The sequence below is a fragment of the Streptomyces sp. NBC_01520 genome (genome assembly GCF_045040375.1).
GTDB lineage: Bacteria > Actinomycetota > Actinomycetes > Streptomycetales > Streptomycetaceae > Streptomyces.
In genome coordinates, this window is the sequence record NZ_CP109404.1 from 7355759 (window position 1) to 7374524 (window position 18766).

Consider the following 18766-nt stretch of genomic DNA (forward strand, 5'->3'; position numbering starts at 1 on the left):
GCCGGTATCGGAGAAATCTGATACCGGCCCTTGATCATTCTTGGGGACCAGCCTCCTTGACCGGCGCCCGCGAGGTGTTTCACCAGGTTCAGGCCCACACGATCTGACCCAGCCACGGGGTTGTGTGAAAGCAGTGAGCGAGGGGCGTCGCACCCAGGGCAGCCCGGGCCAGGGCGCAGGCGGCCGGACCGGCCGTCATGATCTCAATTCGGCGGTACCGGCCCGTGACCGAGGAGATTCTGTGCCGTGAATCCGAGCAGCCTGCGCGCGGCCGAGGTGTCGACCGGCGCCGCGCGGCCCGGCACCGGGGTTCGCAGCACGGTGGTGGGGTGGTAGCGGCGCAGCAGTTCCTCCGTCGGGTACGGCACGATGATCTCGGGGGCGCAGAGGTGTACCGCGTGCGCCGCACGGCCGGGTACGTCCAAGGCCAGCAGCGCGGCCCTCGCCGCGTCATGGACCTCGAGGTACGTCCACAGGTCCCTTGCCCCGGCGGCAGGCTCGGCCGTGAGCCGGGCGGCGTGCGCGCGCAGCCGTTCCTCGAACCCGCCCACGTACGGATAGCGCAGGCACACCACGCTCATCCCGTGCCGCCGCGCCATCATCCGCGCTGTCAGTTCGTCGACCTGTTTGGACAGGCCGTAGGGGTCGGCCACCTGGGAGGTCATCGCCTCGTCGACCGGTGCGTACGGCGGATGCGGATCCTCGGCGTCCGTCCAGGGCAGGCCTGTGACACCCCAGGAGCTCGCCACCGCCGCATGCCGGATCCCGGCCCGGCCGGCCTCCTCCAGGACGGTGAAGGTGGCGAGGCTGTTGCCCGCGAAGACCTCGTGTGCGGTGTTGCGCTCGGGAGTCGGGATCGCCGCCAGGTGGATGACCGCGTCGGCGCCCTCCAGAGCCGCCCGCACGGGCGTAGCGTCCGTCGCGTCACCGGTCACGACGAGGCGTGCCGCGAGATCACCGGGATCATCGAGGACCAGGGCGTTCGCCTCGATGCCGTGCTCGGCGAGCAGGGTGAGGACCGCTCGCCCGATCCGCCCGGCGGCCCCCGTGACCATCACTCTTCCGACCATGCAGTCACTCTCCCGTGTCGTGCTTCTGCTCGTAGGCGCGCACGGCGACGACGTGCGCCGACGCCGCCCCGTTGGTGGCTTCGACGACGACCCGGATCGCCGATGTGGTGACCGGCTCGGCCGGTGTGTGCGTCTCGCGCCGCTGCCGATTCCACGCCGCACGGGCGATGACGCGCCAGGTGCCGTCGGTGTCCAGCGCCTCGACGCGGTAGTCGCGAAGGAGGGTGGGGAGGGTGTCGAAGGGCGTGCGGTGGTGGTGCAGATTGATCAGGTCCTCGTTGACGTCGTCGTCGGCGATGACCTCGACCCGGCCCAGGGTGACCGGTTCGGGCCAGGCCAGCTCCAGCCAGGGGGCAGGGTCGTCCGCCAGTGGTGCGGAGACCCACATGTGCGGTCCCGCGTACGGGCGGGCATAGCCGTCGGTGGCCTTGGCGGGGGAGTAGGCCGCGGTCTCTCCCGTACGGATGCAGAAGGTGCGGCGCAGCAGATCCGTGTCCGTCCACTCGCGCAAGGGCTGCGGCGATTCGTCCGACGGGCGCAGCGGGACGTGCGTGAAGCACAGCACGCCGGGGGTCGGACGGTCGGAGCGGTGCAGGGCGAGGGCGTCGTTGGCGCGGACGACCAGGAAGGCGTTGCGCGGGGTTTCGGGAGACCAGTCCAGGCCCGTCCTGACCCACTGCCGGGCACCGGCCGTCACGGGCAGGGTGGTGGAGGTGACGAGGCGGCGTGGGACGTAGTTCTGGCCGAGTTCGGGGTCGTACAGATCGATCACGATTTCGGTGTCGCGGTCGGCGTCGACGAGCAGTTCCACCCCGGACAGGTCAGGGTCCGCGGGGAGGACGAGTCCGGCGTCCGCCGAGAGCGGCCACAGTCCGTCGGAGTCCTCGACCGCCAGGCTGCTCAAGGCGGACGACGCCGTGACCGTCGCCCGCAGGGCCAGGTCCTCGGGGTCCGTCGACGCGAGGCCGATGAGCGAGGCATCCTGGCGCAGCAGCGCCCGGTGCAGCTCGGGTACGGGAAGTTCGCGCGGGGTGACACCCCCGGTGGCGCAGAGTGCCGCCGCCGTGCCGGCCGCCTGGCCGATCGTGGCGCAGGTCGCCATGACGCGCGTCGAGCCGAACGCGACATGGCTGGCGGAGATGTTGCGCCCGGCGAAGAGCAGGTTCTCGGTGTTCACCGAATAGAGGCTGCGGTACGGAATGTGGTAGATGCCGTCCGTGTAGAACTGTCTGGCACCTGCCTCGGTGGCGTACATGCCCTTCGGCGGATGCAGGTCGATCGACCAGCCGCCGAAAGCGACCCGGTCGGCGAACTCGGTCTGGCCGAGGATGTCTCCCTGGTGCAGGACGTAGTCGCCGAGGAAGCGCCGGTACTCCCGTTTGCCGGGGATCGAGCCCACCCATTCAAGGGTCATGTTCGCCGCGTCGAACTCGCCGGAGTTCTTGATGTGGTCCCAGATGCCGTGGATCACCGCCCACAGTTCGTCACGTATGCGTTCGTTGTCATGGACGGTGTCGAGCTCGCCGCCGAACTCGATCCACCAGTACGCACAGCCGTTGTCGCCGGCCTTGATGATGCGGCGCTCCGGGATGGAGGTCCGGGTGATGTCCTTGGCGAAGTTCGGCGGCACGAACTTGACCGGGTGACCGGCATCCTTCGTATAGAAGAGGAGAGTGGAGCCCAGGGTGATGTCGTCGGCCGTCTCCGGAGCCCATGCCTCGTCGTACTCGGCGCGCGACTCCCGGCCGATGCGGTGGTGGGCACCCGCCAGGTGGCCTATCAGGCCGTCCCCCGTGCAGTCGAGGAAGAGAGGGCTCTCGAAACGTATCCGCCGCTCCGAGCCCATCATCCAGCCGGTGACCGAGGCGATCCGCCGGGCCTCGTCCGGACCTTCGGCGTCGACCTCGCGCACGTCGGTGTTGAGGTAGAGCGTGATGCCGGGCTCGGCGCGCACGGCGTCCAGGACCACGGCATCCCAGTAGTAGGGGTTCCCGTCAGGGTTGCGGAACTGGTTCTCCACGAGCAGCTCGCCCATGATGCCGCCCTCACGGGCATGGTGATTCCTGCCGTGGCCGGTCGCGCCGCACACCCAGACCCGCACCTCGCTGCTCGCGTTGCCGCCGAGCACCGGCCTGTTGTTGATCAGCGCGACGCTCCGGCCGAGCCGGGCCGCTGCGATCGCCGCGCAGACCCCGGCCAGGCCGCCGCCGACGACGGTGATGTCGTGCCGTGCGGTTTCATTCCTCATGTCGTACGTCACTTACTTCCAGTCAGGATTGGCGGCGAGCCCGTAGTAGATGCGCGGGGCGCCGTCGAGGGTGAGGGTGATCTTGCCGCCGGAGGCCTTCAGGGAGCGTTCCTGGCCGATGCAGTTCAGCTCCCGCACCGTTCCGTCGACCGCCCCCGAGTGGGCCACGACCGCGGTCCTGGTCGTCCAGGTGTCGATCCAGGGCTCCGGCGACGCGTACCAGGGGTCATCGCCGTGCTCGGGGTTGAGGACGTAGCCGTCCTTGCGGCTCCAGAGGATCGACACCGGTCCGCCGGGAGTGGTGAAGAGGAGCCCCTTGATGTCCTTGTCCGCGAAGGCGAGATGCCGGACGAACTCGGCCTCGTCCAGGACCCGGGCGGCGGTCGCGAAGGCGAGGAGCGAGGGCTTGGCGCTGGTGTCGCGGTTCATCAGGCCGTAGTGGTACTCGGCGTTGGCCGGGTCGGCTTCCTGAGGGTGGTGGATCGTCGAGTCGTGCAACTGGTACCAGTTGACGGCCCGCACCTTCTCGGCCTTGGCGAGAGCGAGCGTGAGCAGCGTGTTCTCGGCGGCGTGCCGATAGGTGTCGCTCCACCACGCGTTGGGCCGGGTCGGTGCGTACGCCTCGGTGAGCCACAGCTCCTTGTCGCCGCCGTACTCCTGAAGGACCTGGTTCGCCTTGCGCAGTGCGCCGAGGAAGTTCCAGTACGAGCCGGACGACCCCTGCGTCCACTCCTCGGGCGGCGGCGCGAAGTCGGGCGTGAAGTTGCCGCGACCGGGGTGGAAGGCGAAGGCGTCGATGAGGTCCCAGCCGCCCGCGTCATGGAAGTTCTTGGTCCATACATGGTCCATGCCGCCGAGGCCGGCGTTCATGACCTTCATCCGCGAGCCCGCCGCGCCGAGGCGTGTGGTGACCTGGCGCAGACCGTCCCGGACATAGGCGTCGGCGCCGCGGCCCGACATCCAGGGCTGGTTGACCTCGTTGCTCACCTCGAAGTACGCGGCCTCGGCGGCCAGGGCCTTGGCGACATTCGTGTCGGCCCAGGCCGTGATCTGCTCCGGACTGCCGCCCACGGGGATGCCGGACAGCTCCACGTTGTGCCCGATACCGTTCGCGTCCAGGGTCGCGATGTCGATGCCCGGTGCACCCGCGTAGGCGATGCGGATCCACTTGATGCCGAGCGTCCTGACCAGCCCGAGTACGGCGTCCTTGCCGGGCTTGAGCAGCCAGGGGTAGTTGGCGAGGCCGAACATCGACTCCTTGCCCGCCTTGTACGTGAACTCCGGGAGCACGCTCAGATTCGTGCGGGCCAGCGCCTTGTCGCTGCCGCTGACCACCTCCACCCCGGTGAACACGATGTTCTGCGACGGCGAGGTCATGGGAAAGGACGCGTTCCAGGCGGCGCCCGCCGCGAGGCTCTTGTGGAGGGTGCCGCCGGCGATCTTCCTGCCGCCGAAGTCCCGCGCCCACCACGTCAGGGTCACCTTCCTGGCCGCGGCGGAGCCGTTGACGACCTGCGCCCTGAGCGTCATCGTCTGCCCGGCCGCTCTGTAGAGGTTGAACGGCTGGTCGGTCCACACCTCCACGCCGAGGGGCCTCTTGGCGGCGAGCGCTCCCGCCCCGCGCGGCCGGAGGTCGCCCAGGACCAGATCGGCCTCGGTGACCGCGGTGCCCGCGCCGGTCGAGGTGCCGGGGGAGTGGACCCATGTGGCGTTCGTGTTCGCGGGGTTGGTGGACGAGAGGCAGAAGAAGCCCTTAGATCCCGCCCACGTCTCCACGTACGCGCCGCCCGCGTTCACCTCGTACGGAATGCCGCCCCGGGCGTCCCGCTCCCAGACGGTCAGCGCTTCGTACGACTCCGCCGCGCTCGCTTCGTACACCGTGCGGGAGAACATGAAGCCGGCCGGTACGAGCGTGCTGGAGCCGCCGACCTCCCACTTCATGTGTGCCTTGCGGGGGGTGACGTCGAAGGTGCCGCGCACCGTGACCCCGGACGTGCCGCCCGCCATCGTGTACGTGACCTGGATCGCGGGCCGCCCGTCGGGGAGCGTGACCCGGGTGGGCGTGCCGCCGAAGGTGCGCTGCTGGCCGAGCGCGGTGTCCTTGAACATGAAGTGGCTCAGCAGGATGCGGTCGGCGCCCGCCCCGTCCTGCACGAGGACGCTGCCGTCGCTGCGGCCGACCAGGGTGATGCCGTCGGCCTCGATGGTGACCGGGTCCGCGGCGTGTGCGGGAACGGCCGGCAACAGCGCGGCGCCGGTGGCGACGGCCGTGCCCTGGATGAATCTGCGGCGGGCGACTGACATGGAGGTGCCCTTCTCTTGGTCGGGGTGTTCCGGATTCTCCGAGGATTCCGAAGCGGAGGGTGTGGTGGAGGAACTGACGGCTCGGCCGTCGACTCCGGCGGTTGTCAGCCCTTGACTCCGGTGAAGCCGAGGCCGGCGACGATGTACTTCTGGCAGACGACGAAGACGAGCACCGGCGGGGCCACGGCGAGCACCATCGTGGCGATCAGCTGGTCCTGCGGAGCCTGCGTGGCGAGCTGGGCGAGTGCGACGCTGATCGGCTGCTTCTCGGGGTCGGTGATGGCCACCAGCGGCCAGATGAAGTCCTTCCAGGAGTGCATCACCGCGAGCAGACTGATCACGGCGAGGACCGGCTTGCTCATGGGCAGCACGATCCTGGTGAGCAGTTGCCAGGTACTCGCGCCGTCGACCCGCGCCGCGTCGAACAGCTCCTTCGGCAGGGCGTCGAAGAACTGCTTGGCGAGCAGCACCGTGAAGGCGTTCGTGCCGGCCGGCAGCCAGATGGCCCAGTAGGTGTCTCCCAGGTTGAGGTGGAGGAACGGCACATCGATCACCGTCATGAAGAGGCTGACCATGTTCACCGTGTACGGCACGAACATCGTGGCGAGGATCGCCCCGTAGACGGCCTTGCCGAACCTCGGCCTGAGCACCGAAAGGGCGAAGCCCGCAGTGGCCGAGACGAAGAGCTGCACGAACCACGATCCGCCGACCACCAGGAAGGTGTTCATCAGATAGCGGCCGACACTCAGATCGGTGTACGCCGTGGCGAAGTTGCCCAGGGCAGGCCGGTCCGGCCAGAGGGCCAGGGGCGCAGTGGTGAGCTCGGTGGGCGGTGAGACGGCGCCCTTGACCATCCAGTACAGCGGTCCGATGCCGATGAGCAGCAACAGGATCAGGGTGAACGCCTGGATCGAGCGCACTGCGGCGCGTACGCCGGGGCGTTGGCGGTCGTTCGTGGAGACGAAGGTGGTGAGCGTGGTCATGATGTGCTCCAGCTGCGGGTGGCCCGGAGATAGACCGCGGAGAGCAGGGCGAGGGCGAGCACCATCAGGAAGGAGAGCGCGGCGGCCTGTCCGTACTCGCCGTCCTGGAAGGCGTACCGGAAGATCAGCAGCAGGACCGTGAGGGTGGAGTTCTCGGGTCCGCCGCCGGTGAAGACGTACGGCTCGGTGAAGACCTGCACCGTGTTGATCAGCTGGACGAGCAACAACAGGCCGATGACGGAACGGAGCTGGGGCAGCATTACATGCCAGATCCGTCGCCAGATACCGGCGCCGTCCACCTCGGCGGCCTCGTAGAGTTCGCCGGGGATGCCGACCATCGCCGCCAGGTAGATCAGGACGGCACCACCCATGCCCGCCCAGGTGGCCTCCAGGACCAGCGAGAGCATGGCGCTGTCGGTGGACTCCAGCCACGAGTACGGGCCGAGCCCGACCTTGCCGAGGGCATTGTTGAAGAGCCCGCTCCCGGGGTTGTAGAACCACTTCCAGAGCAGGATCGCCACGACGGGCGGGATGACCACCGGCAGATACACCAGGAAGCGGTAGACGCCCGCGCCGCGACGCACCGTCGACATGATCGCGGCCAGGATCAGCGGCGCAGGGAAGCCGATCAGCAGGCCGAGAACCACGAAGAACACGGTGTTCCCGACGGCGGTGCCGAGCAACGGATCGTCGAAGAGCGTACGGAAGTTGTCCAGGCCCACCCAGACCGCGGGCTCGACGAGGTTGGTCCTCTGGAAGCTGAGCAGCAGGCTCCGCACGATCGGCCACCAGGCGAAGAGCCCGAAGACCAGCAGCGCGGGGACGAGGAACAGCCAGGCCGTGAACTGTTTGCGGGCGCCGGTGCCACGCCGCTGCGGCAGGGTGTGCGGCACGGGCTCGTCGGACACGGAGGCCGGGCGCCGGGACGGAGTGAGCAGGGCCATGGGCCGGCTACTTCTGGTCCGCGGCGAGCTTGGCATTGACGTCCTTCTCGGCCGAGGCCAGCAGGGAGTCGATGTCGGCGTCGCGCTCGGTGAGCACAGCCTGGACCACCGGATCGAGCGCGGTGTACAGCTTCTGCGCCTGGTACGGCGGCTCCGGCTTCAGTTCCAGCGCGGAGAGACCGTCGATGTACGGCCTGAAGTTCTGCAGCTTCACATTGACGTACGGCTTGATCGCGGCGTCGATCTCGGTCTGCCGCTTCCTGTCGAAGACCGGCAGTGTCGGTACACCCACCGCGGACTTCGGGTCGGCAGAGAGTGCCTTGGCCTGCTCGGCGGCCATGTCGGTGCTGTACTGCGGCTTGGCGTAGGCGAAGGTCAGCCACTCGACGGCCGCTGCCGCATGCTTCTTGTCGGCGGACTTCGGCACCATGTAGATGTCGCCGCCGGTGAGTGTCGCGTCGCCACCGGACTGCGGCATCGGGGCCGCTCCGAAGGCGTCGGTGTTCTCCATGCCGAACTGCATCTTCGCGAGTCGGTACGTCCCCGGGCTGCCCATGAACATGCCGACCTGCCCGGCCGCGAACTGCCTGATCACGTCGTTCTGATTGTTGAGGAGGGTCTTGCCGAGCGAATCGTCCTTCCAGCGCATGTCCTTGAGCAGCCGCAACGCCTTCTTCGTCGGCTCCCCGGTGAGTGTGGCGGTGTACCTGCCACCCTGCTCCTTCTGCAGCTCGCCACCGAAGGCGTACGACAGCATCGCCAGCTGCCAGCCGCCCTGGTTGTCCTTGGACTCGTGGACGAAGCCCGCCTTGCCGGTGGTGTCGCTGATCCTCTTGGCGGCGGTGCGGACTTCCGCCCAGGTGGTCGGCGGGCTGTCGGGGTCGAGGCCGGCCTCCTCGAAGAGCTCGCGGTTGTAGACCAGGCCCTGGGCGTACGGATTCTGCGGTACGCCGTACACGTCGCCGGCGCTGTCGGTGAGCGGCTGGAGGACCTGCGGGTTGAACTCCTTGAAGTGCTTCCACTCCTTGAGCTGCCCGGTGATCGGCTGCACCTGCTTCTGCTGGATGAGCCGCTGCGGCTCGGTCAGCGGCACCTTGATGACGTCCTCGACATTGCCGCCGGCCAGCTTCGCGGAGAACGTCAGCGGGTCGAAGACCGTGATCGAGCCCTTGATCCTGATGCCCGGGTTGGCCTTCTCGAAGTCGGCAACCTGCTTCTTGAACAGGGCGAGCCCTGGCTTGTCGGTGGCCGGCGGCATGCCCTGCACCCGCAGCAGCAGATCGCCGTCCCCGGCGGCGCTGCTCGGGGTGAGGGAGGAACAGCCCGCGAGGGTCGCGGTCAGCGCCATGCAGCCAAGTATGGCCACGTAGCGGAAGTTTCTGGGCATATAGGCTCCAAGAAGGGCGGGAGTGGGTACGGTGGTGAGCGGTGCTGGCGTGTTGTGGTCGCGTGCGCCGTGGATCAGTGGGCGGGCGCGGGGCCCGTCGAGGCGCGGGGGATCAGGCGGGATCCGATCTCCACGAAGGGGGCGGTGAGTTCAGACCCTGTCCCGGTGCCCCTTGTCCGGCTCGCGATCGTCTCGATCAGAAGGTCCCCCGCCCGCGTGGCGATCTCCTCGGGGTCGATCCTGATCGTGGTGAGGCTGGGAGTGGAGACGGAGGCGAGCAGTGTGTCGTCGATGCCGATGACGCTGACGTCCCGCGGCACGCTCACGCCGAGGTTGGCCATCTGGTGCAGTACGCCGAGGGCGACCAGGTCGTTGTGGGCGATCACGGCCGTCGCTTCGTGGGCGGCGACGAGGGTGGCGGCGTGCACGCCCGTCTCGAACCGCGGCTCGTACGGGCCGAGCTCGGACAGGGAGAGACCGAGCGCTTCGAAGGATTCCTGGATGGATTTGCCGCGGCTCGGCTCGGCGCGGGACGCGTTGATGAAGACGCAGCGCCTGTGACCGTACGCCTTCAACTGTTCGGCGGCCTGCGCGATGCCGGCGGACAGTGAGATCCGGACCTCGGGGATGCCTGGCACATGGCGGTTCACGACCACCAGCGGCATCCGGCCCGCGAGTTCATGCAGCCGGTCCTCGGTGAGGGTGGAGGCCCACAGGATCAGGCCGTCCACCCGCTTCGACACGGCCGTGATGGCGGCCAGCTCGTCCGCCTCGCGCTCGTCGCTGTCGGCAACCAGGACCGTGTAGCCCAGGCGCCGGGCGCGGGCCTGCATCGCCTTGATGATCGGCGGGAAGAACGGGTTGGCGATGTCCGGGACGATCAGGCCGAGCGTTCCGGTGCCGCTGCCGCGCAGTGAACGGGCCGCCGGGTTGGGGGAGTAGCCGAGTTCGGTCGCGGCGTCGAGGATGCGCTGCCGCGTCGCCGGCTGCACCTGGTCGGGTGCGGTGAACGCACGGGACACCGTCGACACCGAGACACCCGCGGCGCTCGCCACCTCCCGGATCGTGACTGCCACGGACGGTCTCCTCTTCGTCTTGAGCCGGCCGGCCCCGGTCGGCTCGCGTCTGGATCCTGCGAAGGCTGATGTTTGCGAACGTTCTCAGTGCGTGTCAAGACGTGTGTCAGGGCGATTTCATTGAGGAAAACCTTCTGGATGCAGGGGTCTTGCGCTTCGGCTCGACCGCTGCCGATGATGTGCTCTCAAGAGTGGCACTGAAATTGCGGGAACGTTTTCATAGAGGAGTGGAATGAAGATCACCGGCCTGGAAGTGCTGACTCTCCCCGACCACGGCGACAGCATGATGCTGGTCGTGGTCGACACCGACGAGGGCATCCACGGCCTGGGCGAGGTCGGCATCAGGTCGCGCCAACGGGCGGTCGCGGGGGGTCTCGAGGACCTCGCCGAGCTGATCGTCGGCGAGGACCCGCGACGGATCGAGCACCTCTGGCAGGTCATGTTCCGGCGCGGGTTCTTCCCCGCCGACCGCATACTCGGCGCCGCCATCGCAGCGGTGGACGTGGCCCTCTGGGACATCCGCGGCAAGGCGCTCGGAGTACCGGTGCACGAGCTCCTCGGCGGCCGGGTGCGCGATCACGTACCCGCCTATGTGCATGTCGGCGACGGCTACCACGACCGCGCGTGGTTCCTGGACCGCTGCCGTGACCTGGTCGCCGAGGGCTGGCGCCATCTGCGGTTCGCCGCGCCGCACGACGCCGACGGTACGCTCGACGCCCGCCGATGCCTGCGCGACTCGGTCGACCTCTTCCATCAGGTGCGGGACGCGGTCGGCGACGAGGTGGAGCTGATTCTCGATGTCCATACACGCCTGGATCCGCCGGAGGCGCTGACCCTGTGCCGGGAGATCGAGGCGGCCCGCCCGTACTTCGTCGAGGACCCACTGCGCTGTGAGAACCCGGACAGCTACCGCATGCTGCGGGCCCGCACCTGCGTACCACTGGCCGCAGGTGAGCAGTACGGCTCCAAATGGGAGTTCAGGACACTCATCGAGGATGATCTCATCGATTACGCACGCGTGGATGTCGGGGTGGCCGCGGGCCTGACCGAGGCGAAGAAGATCGCCGCGATGGCGGAGACCCACCACATCAAGCTCGCCACCCACAACCCGCTCGGCCCGGTCACCGCCGCCTCCTCGCTCCAACTCAACCTGGCCTGCCCCAATGTGGCGATCCAGGAGCACCAGACCGACCCCGATCCGGCCATCGCCGCCCTCTTCACCGCGCGGCCGACGATCGTGCCGGGGCGGGTGGAGCTGAGTGAACTGCCGGGCATCGGCGTCGACATCGACCGGGAGGCGGCGCGCCGGTACCAGGCCACGGCGGCCGAACGCCCGCACCTGCGCACGGCGGACGGGGCGTTCACCAACTGGTAGCCGGGCAGGGCGGGCCGGCTGTACGGGCCGCCCCGCGGAAGCGAAGGCCGCACACCCACGACGACGGGGGACATGCGCGTCACCGGCCCGGCGGGCCCACAGCCCGCGTCTGCACACTGCGTACGATTTCCGACCCCAGGAAGTGAGGCGAGTTCCGTCGTGTTGTTCAGAGGAGCCGCGAGACCAGTAGAGCTGGGCCTTGTGGGCATGGCGTTCATGGGCGTACTGGTAGGCGCGTCCGCGACGCCGGCCGGCAGCCAGGAACGCGAGAAGCTACAGGTGACGGCCGTGTCGTCGCGGCCCGGCGTGGTGTCGGGGGACGACGCCCTGATACGCGTCGCGGCGCCCGCGTCCGTAGCGGCCGACAGTATCCGGGTCGCGGTGGACGGCCGGGACGTGACATCGAGCTTCCGGCCGTCCGGCGAGAACGCGCTGATGGGCGTGGTGAAGGAGCTGTCCAAGGGTGAGAACAAGCTCACGGCCACGGCTCAGGGCGCGGACAGCGCAGAGGTGAACCTGAAGAACCACCCCATCACGGGGCCGGTGTTCTCCGGGCCGCACGAGCAGCCGTTCATCTGTGACACCGCCGAGTTCAGGACGGTCACCGGCGGCACGCTCGGGCAGCCGACCGACGAGAACTGCTCGGTCGAGACCCGCGTCGACTACATGTATCGCACCACGGCCGGCACGTTCGTCGCCCTGCCCGACACGAACGACCGTCCCGCCGACCTGGCGACCGCCACGACGAGCGCGGGCAGGAAGGTGCCGTACATCGTCCGCGTCGAGACCGGCACCATCAACCGCGGCATCTACGAGACGGCTGTGCTGCACGACCCGCTGTCCGGCACCCCCGACCCGCTGGAGCGCGGGCCGGGCTGGAACGGACGCCTCGTGTACGGCTTCGGCGGAGGCTGCAACGGCGGCTGGTACGTCCAGGGACGCAAGACCGTCGGCATCATGAACGACACGTATCTGAGCAAGGGCTACGGCGTCGCCTCGTCGTCGCTGAACGTCTTCGGCAACAACTGCAACGACCTGCTGGCAGCCGAGACCATGAGCATGGTCAAGGAACGCTTCGTGGAGACGTACGGCGAACCGGCCTTCACCATCGGGAACGGCTGCTCCGGCGGCTCGTACCAGACCCACCAGATCGCCGACAACTACCCGGGCCTGCTGGACGGCATCCTCTCCGGCTGCAGCTTCCCCGACGTCGGCTTCGGGACGATCCAGACGCTCAGCGACGCCCAGCTCCTGAACCACTACTTCAGGAACGTCGCGCCGGACGCGTTCACCCAGGAGCAGCAGAGGGCGGTCTCCGGGTTCGGCAAGTGGGAGAGCATCGGCAGCCTGGCACGGGCCGCGGGCCGTATCGACCCCACGGTGTACTGCCCTGCCCAGCTGCCCGAGGAGCAGCGCTACGAGCCCGTCACCAACCCGGACGGTGCCCGCTGCGACGTGTACAGCCACGCCGTGAACGTCTACGGCGAGGTTCCGGAGACCGGGAAGGCGCGCAGGCCGCTCGACAACACCGGTATCCAGTACGGACTTGAGGCCCTGAACAACGGGACCATCGACATGGACCAGTTCATCGACCTGAACCGGCGCATCGGCGGCCTCGACGACGACGCCAAGCCCGCCGCGGAGCGCACCGTCGCCGATCTCAAGGCGGTACGGCTCGCCTACCGCACGGGCCGCATGCTGAACGGCGGTGGCGGCCTCGCCGACGTTCCGATCATCGACTACCGGGACTACACGGACGACGCCGCGACCGGCGACATGCACATGCGCTTCCACTCCTTCTCCACCCGGGCGCGGCTGGACAAGGCCAACGGCACCCACGCCAACCAGGTCATGCTCACCCGCTCCAGCGGACACGGATTCACTCTCGCAGGGATGGTGTCCGACATGGACCAGTGGCTCACGGGCATCAAGGGAGACTCCGGCGACGACGCCCCCGTCGAGAAGATCGTCCGCCACCGGCCGCAGGGTCTCACGGACGCCTGCTGGACCCGTGGCATCGGTGCGAAGAAGATCGTGGAGCCCCAGGTGGAGGGCATCGGCAACACCGAGTGCAACACCCTCTACCCGGTGTGGACATCGCCGCGGATGGTCGCCGGAGCCGATGTGGCCAACGACATCGTCAAGTGCCGCAAGCGCCCCTTGAACCGCACCGACTACCGAGTGCCGGTGACCGACGGCCAGTTCGAGGATCTGAAGGAGGTCTTCGGCAGCGGTGTCTGCGACTGGTCCCAGCCCGGGGCGGGTCAGCAGGGCCTCGCCGGTACATGGCTCTCCTTCGACCTGAGGTGACGGGATCGCGGCAGATGAGCCACGAGGGTCAGGCCCCGGCTGCCCGCGGGGAATCAGGTCGTAGCCCTTGCGGGAGGATCCGACCGGGGGCTGGTCCGCGCTGAAGGTGGTACACGGCGGTCTGCTCGCCCCGCATGCCGTACAGACGGCCGTGTACTACACCCGGGGCATGCCCTGCGCGATCCACACCGGGCACGAAGCCGGGCGCGCCGACGGCGGACGGCGTCCGGGCGTGCGAGGTGAGGCAGCCCTTCGGCCCGAACAGGCTCCGGCCGATGACCGTGGCGGACCCGGACCCGGACCCGGAGCCGGAGCGGGACCCGGAGCCGGACCCGGCCACCGTCGCTGCCCGGTGTTCGGAATGCGAGTTCAGTCCGCGTACGCCGCGGTGAACCTCTCGGCGCTGTCCCAGAGAGCGCCTTCGCGCCGGGGGTCGTAGGACTCCTCGGACGACCGCGCCGCACGGGTGCGGTCCACATAGGACCCGGTCGGCGCCTCGGTCGTGCCGACGACGACGTCGGCGAGGCAGCGCCCGGCGGCATTCCGGCCGGTCGCGAACGGGGTGAGGGTCATGACCGGCAGGATGCGCCGCATCGCGAACCGGGAGATGGGTCCTGCGTTCCGGGCGAGGCCGGTGCCGGGGACGAACCCATCCGGAGATCGGCGACATCCTGCTCGACTGCGACGTCCTGATCGTTCCGGGCGCGGACCTGCGCATGGTCACGTACACGACAGCGTCCGGTAGCAGCGACGAGGGAATACTCGACCTCCTGCGCGTCACAGGCGGCCGTACCTCCGCCGCACGCCCCTGACACCGGCCCCGGCTTCGGCGCTGAGATTTCCCGGGACCACCGGCGATCCGGCAGGGTCCGGCTCCGGCGGACGGGAAGCGCCGGACGCGTACCCGGTCACGGACTTCTGCAGATCGACCGTGGACACGGTGGTGCAGGCCAGCAGTTGCCGGACCGCCGAGATGGCCAAACTGCTGGGGAACACCTTCCGCCACGTCAACATCGCCCTGGTCAACGAGCTTGCCACTTTCGCCCACGACCTGGACGTCGACGTCCGGGAGGCGATCGACGCGGCGGCGGCCAAACCCCACGGCTTCCTCCGCTTCCTCCCGGGACCGGGCGCCGGCGGACACTGCCTGCCGATCGACCCCTCCTGTCTGTCCTGGTGGGCCGAGCGCACCGACGGCCGCCCCTTCCGCTTCGTCGAACTCGCCGACGGCGTCAACGGCCACATGCCGGACTACGTGGTGCCGCGGCTCACCGACGGGCTGCGGCAGCGCGGCAAAGAGGTGGACCCCGGCAACCCGCGGGAAACCTACGCGGCGGTCGTACCCGCCTGGATCGACGCCGTGACGACGGGTCAGCAGGTCCTCGTCCACGGAGACGGCCTCCGGAGCCGCGACTTCACGTACGTGGAGACGGTCTGCCGTGTCCTCACCCGGGCCGCGCTGCGCAAGGTCGTCTCCGCCGACCCCGTGAACCTCGCCTACGGAACACGCACCTCGCTCGGAGAGCTGATCACCGAACTGGAAGCCGTTCTGGGGACTCCGCTCGACCCACGGCACCTCCCGCCCCGCCCGGGCGACGTGCGCCACTCGCACGCCGAGAACTCCCGGCTGCTGAGCCTCCTTCCCCGATGTGGTGCCCGTCCCCCTGCGTGAGGGTCTGGAACGGACCGTCGAGTGGTTCCGGGCGCAGCCCCGGTACACGCCACCCGCAGACAGGAGCCGGCCCGCAGGTTCTCCGTGACATGGCAGATCGGTGGGCCCGGGAACGACAACGCACCCGGCCCACCGATCAGGTGCGGTGTCTCTCCGCTCCTTCCGGACCACGCAGGGCAGGACCGGCCCGCCCGTCGGGTCAGCGGCCGACGCGGAAACGGTGGATCTGGTCGGCGCCACCGAGACCGGCCCCGGACTTGTCGACCACGTACGCGGTGCCGCGGACGATCTCCACGTGGTTGGGGTTGGCGCCCGTGGCGACCGTCTTCACGACCGCGCCCTTGCGCGGGTCGACGACCGTCGCCGTGGCGGCGGTGCGGTTGACGACCACGACGTTGCCCGTGCGGTCGTCGTTGGCGACGGACAGGGCGCCCGCACCGGTGGCCACGCTCTTGGTGACGAGCCCCTTCTCGAGGTCGACCACCGAGACGTCGCCGCCCGTCTGGTTCGCGGTGTAGGCGGTGCGGCCGTTCGCGGACAGCGCGATCGAGATCGGGCCGTCCCCCGTGGGGATCAGACGGGGCGTGTCGGAACGGGTGGTGATCTGGATGATCCGGTCGTTGTTGAGGTCGGCCGCGTACGCGGTACCGCTCCGCTCGTCCACGACCAGGCCGGTCGGACCCGACTCCGCGACCGTGATCCGCTTCTTCTCCTCGAAGGTACGGCTGTCGAACGCGACGAGGGTGCCGTCCGTGAACGCGCTGGTCCACACGGTGTCGTGCCGCTCGTCGACGACGATCTCCCGGGCGTGGCCCACGTTCGGGAGGGTGGCGAGGTGCCTGCCCGTGCGCTGGCTGTAGACCGCGACCGTGTTGTTGCGGGTGTTGGTCGTCCAGACGGTGTTGTGCTCGTCGTCGACGGCCACGCCGTACACGGCCTCCACGGCGCCCGTGGCCGTGTCGGTGACCGGCGGCGTGTAGGTCGCCTTCACCTCAAGGGTCTTCGGGTCGACCTTGAGCAGGGCGGAGTTCGTCACCGGCGGCCGGCCCACTGCCGTGGTCGCCCACAGGACGTTGTTCCGCTCGGAGTAGGAGGACTGGTAGAGGCCCTTCGTGAGCGGTGCGACGGTGACGGCCGAGCCGGTGCCGGCGGTGTGCGCGGCGGCGGGCCCCGCCAGCGCGGCGGTGCTGCCCGCCGCGATCACCATGGTGATGGCGGCACGGGCGATGACACGACGGCTTCTACGGAGGGACGAGGTCATGCGGGGGTCAACTCCCAGAGAGGTGTTTCTACGGGTGATCGATAACAGTTCTAACTTAGCTTAGGCTTACCTAACTTACGCACCGTCAGGAATGTGACCTGAGTAACAACTTCCCTGTAAGGGAGCTGTGTTGGGTAGGGGCGCGTCAGCCCTGCGCGGTCCCGGCGGTCCGGCGGCGTACGACGAACAGGGTGGTCCCGGCGGCGCCGGCCGCCCCGCCCACGGCTGCGGCGGCCGCCGACCACGCGACGGTCGCGTACGACACCGGCGCGCCCACGGAAGCGGCCGTGACGGTGCGTGGGGAGACCTGCTGCGGGGTGGAGGCCGCCCCGGTGCTGTCGGTGGAAGCCGCGGTGCCCGGCGCGCTCACCGTGATGTCGACCTTGAGCGTGGTGGACGGGTTGGGGGCCAGGAAGCGCAGCCAGTGGGCGCCCGCGGAGGTCTCCGTGGGGACCGTCACATCACCTTCGTACGTGCCGGTGGCGTCGGTCTTCCACTGGCCGAGGATCTCCTCGTCGTCGAACTTGATCGTGACGGTCTCGCCGGCCGGGAACTTCGTCACCTTGAAGTGGATCACCCCGCCCGCCTGGACCTGGCTCGCCGTCACTTCAGCCTTGGCGCCCCGCGAGTTGGACGCGCTGGCGGGAGCGCCGGATGCGGCGGGGACCGGGGTCGCGGAACCATCCGTGCCGCTCCTACCGCCAGAACCGGATCCGGAACCGCTCGCGGAGCCGTCCGACCCGGCTGCCGGGCCGGACGTCACGGTGAAGTCGGCGCGCAGGCTGGTCGACGGGTTGGGGGCCAGGAAGCGCAGCCAGTGGGCGCCCTTCGTGGTGCCCGCGGGGATCGTCACGGTTGCGGAGAGCGAGCCGTCCGCGCCGATTCCGTTCGCCCACTGGCCGATGATCTCGGAGTCGTCGAGCTTGACCGTGAGCTGTTCGCCCGCGGGGAAGCCCGTCACGCGGAAGGACACCTTGCCTCCGGCGGCCGTCCGTGAGCCTGCGGTGATGGTCGCCGAGGCGGCGCCGGAACCGCTCTCGGACCCCGACCCGCCGGAGCTGGATCCGCCCGAAACCGCCCCGCCCGTACTGCCGGTCCCGCCCGTGCCGCCGCCGGAGGTGCCCCCTCCGCCGGACGCGCCGCCGCTGCCCGAGCCGCCGGTGGAACCGCCGGTGGAGCCGCCCGGGTCCGAGGCCGTCACGGATATCCCCGCCTTCAGGCTGGTCGACGGGTCGGGAGCCAGGAAGCGCAGCCAGTGCGCCCCCGCCGACGTGGACCCGGGGACGGTGACCGACGCGGTGAGTGTGCCGTCGGCCCCGACGGCGGAGGGCCACCGGCCGATGATCTCGCCGTCGTCCAGCTTGACCGTCACGCTCTGCCCCTTGGCGAATCCGGACAGGGTGAACGTGACCTTGCCGCCCGCCGCCACCTCGGAGCCGGTCAGCCGCACCTTCGGCTCGGCGGCCGGAGCGGTCGGCGTCGGCGTGGGCGTGGGGGTCGGCGCGGTGGTGGGCGGCTGGGTCGGTTCGGGGGCCGGGGTGCCGCCCGTCACCGTCAGGTTCTCGCTGCGGACGCTGGTCTGCGGTGCGAGGAAGCGAAGCCAGTGCCCACCGCCGGGGGCCGTGCCGTCGGGGACGGTCACCGTCCCCGACGCGCTCCCGTCGTCGCCCACGGGGAACTGCTTCAGCAGGGTCTTGTCGTCGAGCTTGACGCTCAGAGTCGCCCCGGCGGGGAATCCGGAGGCCCGGAAGGTCACGTCACCCCCCGCCTTCACGGACGTCGCGCCCAGGGTGACCGTGGGCGCCGCGGAGTCCGCGACCAGGGCCACGGTTCCGGTGGTGTCCGCACCGGTATGGCCCGTGGCGGCCATCGGAGCGGCGAGCGCGCCGAGGCCGAGGGTGGCACCGGCGGCGAGTGCGGCGACCCGGCCCAACCGGGGGCGGGTCGCACCGGGGGAGGGTGCTGCTGTGCGGGGAGGTCTGGCGGGGTTCATGGCGAACTGCTCCTGGCGGGCGCGAGGGGAGTGACGGGGGAGGGGCGACGGAAGTCGCGGCGGCAAGCCGCTCGGCAGCAGCCGGAAGCGGTCAAGCCTGATTAGGTTAGCCTACCCTTAATTCAAACTGACGCCCCGTCTCG

At 69.5% G+C, this 18766-nt stretch carries 13 protein-coding genes; 3 read left to right on the top strand and 10 right to left on the bottom strand.

Annotated features, from left to right (window positions below; genetic code table 11):
* Window positions 1-203: 203 nt before the first annotated feature.
* From OG524_RS33170 to OG524_RS33200, 7 genes are all read right to left on the bottom strand, one after another.
* Entirely contained in the window at window positions 204-1070 is an 867-nt protein-coding gene (locus OG524_RS33170) for an NAD-dependent epimerase/dehydratase family protein (RefSeq protein WP_405812236.1), read from the bottom strand.
* A 4-nt stretch (window positions 1071-1074) separates the two neighbouring features.
* Window positions 1075-3318: an FAD-dependent oxidoreductase gene (locus OG524_RS33175; protein ID WP_405812237.1), complete on the bottom strand. Its 2244-nt coding sequence runs from the start codon at window positions 3316-3318 to the stop codon at window positions 1075-1077.
* A gap of 12 nt (window positions 3319-3330) precedes the next feature.
* The gene (locus tag OG524_RS33180) at window positions 3331-5622 is read right to left on the bottom strand and encodes a hypothetical protein (RefSeq protein ID WP_405386715.1); all 2292 of its coding nucleotides are present in this window, start codon (window positions 5620-5622) and stop codon (window positions 3331-3333) included.
* Window positions 5623-5726: 104 nt separating this feature from the next.
* Window positions 5727-6605, bottom strand: coding sequence for a carbohydrate ABC transporter permease (locus OG524_RS33185; protein WP_405386713.1), 879 nt, complete (start codon window positions 6603-6605; stop codon window positions 5727-5729).
* Window positions 6602-7549 (bottom strand): carbohydrate ABC transporter permease, encoded by a 948-nt coding sequence (locus tag OG524_RS33190; protein ID WP_405386711.1) that lies wholly within the window; start codon window positions 7547-7549, stop codon window positions 6602-6604. The genes OG524_RS33185 and OG524_RS33190 overlap by 4 nt, the downstream gene beginning before the upstream one ends.
* Window positions 7550-7556: 7 nt before the next feature.
* Window positions 7557-8897, bottom strand: coding sequence for an ABC transporter substrate-binding protein (locus OG524_RS33195; protein WP_405812238.1), 1341 nt, complete (start codon window positions 8895-8897; stop codon window positions 7557-7559).
* A gap of 113 nt (window positions 8898-9010) precedes the next feature.
* Complete coding sequence (locus OG524_RS33200; protein ID WP_405386707.1) at window positions 9011-10012, bottom strand: LacI family DNA-binding transcriptional regulator; 1002 nt, start codon at window positions 10010-10012, stop codon at window positions 9011-9013.
* Between the two features lie 232 nt (window positions 10013-10244).
* On the opposite strand from OG524_RS33200, the gene OG524_RS33205 reads away from it, so the two are divergent.
* Window positions 10245-11387, top strand: coding sequence for a mandelate racemase/muconate lactonizing enzyme family protein (locus tag OG524_RS33205; RefSeq protein ID WP_405386706.1), 1143 nt, complete (start codon window positions 10245-10247; stop codon window positions 11385-11387).
* A gap of 216 nt (window positions 11388-11603) precedes the next feature.
* Entirely contained in the window at window positions 11604-13697 is a 2094-nt protein-coding gene (locus OG524_RS33210; protein WP_405812239.1) for a DUF6351 family protein, read from the top strand.
* A gap of 369 nt (window positions 13698-14066) precedes the next feature.
* Here the strand turns inward: OG524_RS33210 and OG524_RS33215 are convergent, their stop codons facing one another.
* Window positions 14067-14270, bottom strand: coding sequence for a hypothetical protein (locus OG524_RS33215; RefSeq protein WP_405812240.1), 204 nt, complete (start codon window positions 14268-14270; stop codon window positions 14067-14069).
* A 358-nt stretch (window positions 14271-14628) separates the two neighbouring features.
* On the opposite strand from OG524_RS33215, the gene OG524_RS33220 reads away from it, so the two are divergent.
* Window positions 14629-15369 (top strand): NAD-dependent epimerase/dehydratase family protein, encoded by a 741-nt coding sequence (locus OG524_RS33220; protein WP_405386700.1) that lies wholly within the window; start codon window positions 14629-14631, stop codon window positions 15367-15369.
* A gap of 199 nt (window positions 15370-15568) precedes the next feature.
* Here the strand turns inward: OG524_RS33220 and OG524_RS33225 are convergent, their stop codons facing one another.
* Both OG524_RS33225 and OG524_RS33230 read right to left on the bottom strand, forming a co-directional pair.
* A complete protein-coding gene (locus OG524_RS33225; RefSeq protein ID WP_405386699.1) occupies window positions 15569-16630 on the bottom strand; it encodes a YncE family protein in 1062 nt (353 codons plus the stop codon).
* A 145-nt stretch (window positions 16631-16775) separates the two neighbouring features.
* Window positions 16776-18623, bottom strand: coding sequence for a hypothetical protein (locus OG524_RS33230; RefSeq protein WP_405812241.1), 1848 nt, complete (start codon window positions 18621-18623; stop codon window positions 16776-16778).
* Window positions 18624-18766 lie beyond the last annotated feature (143 nt).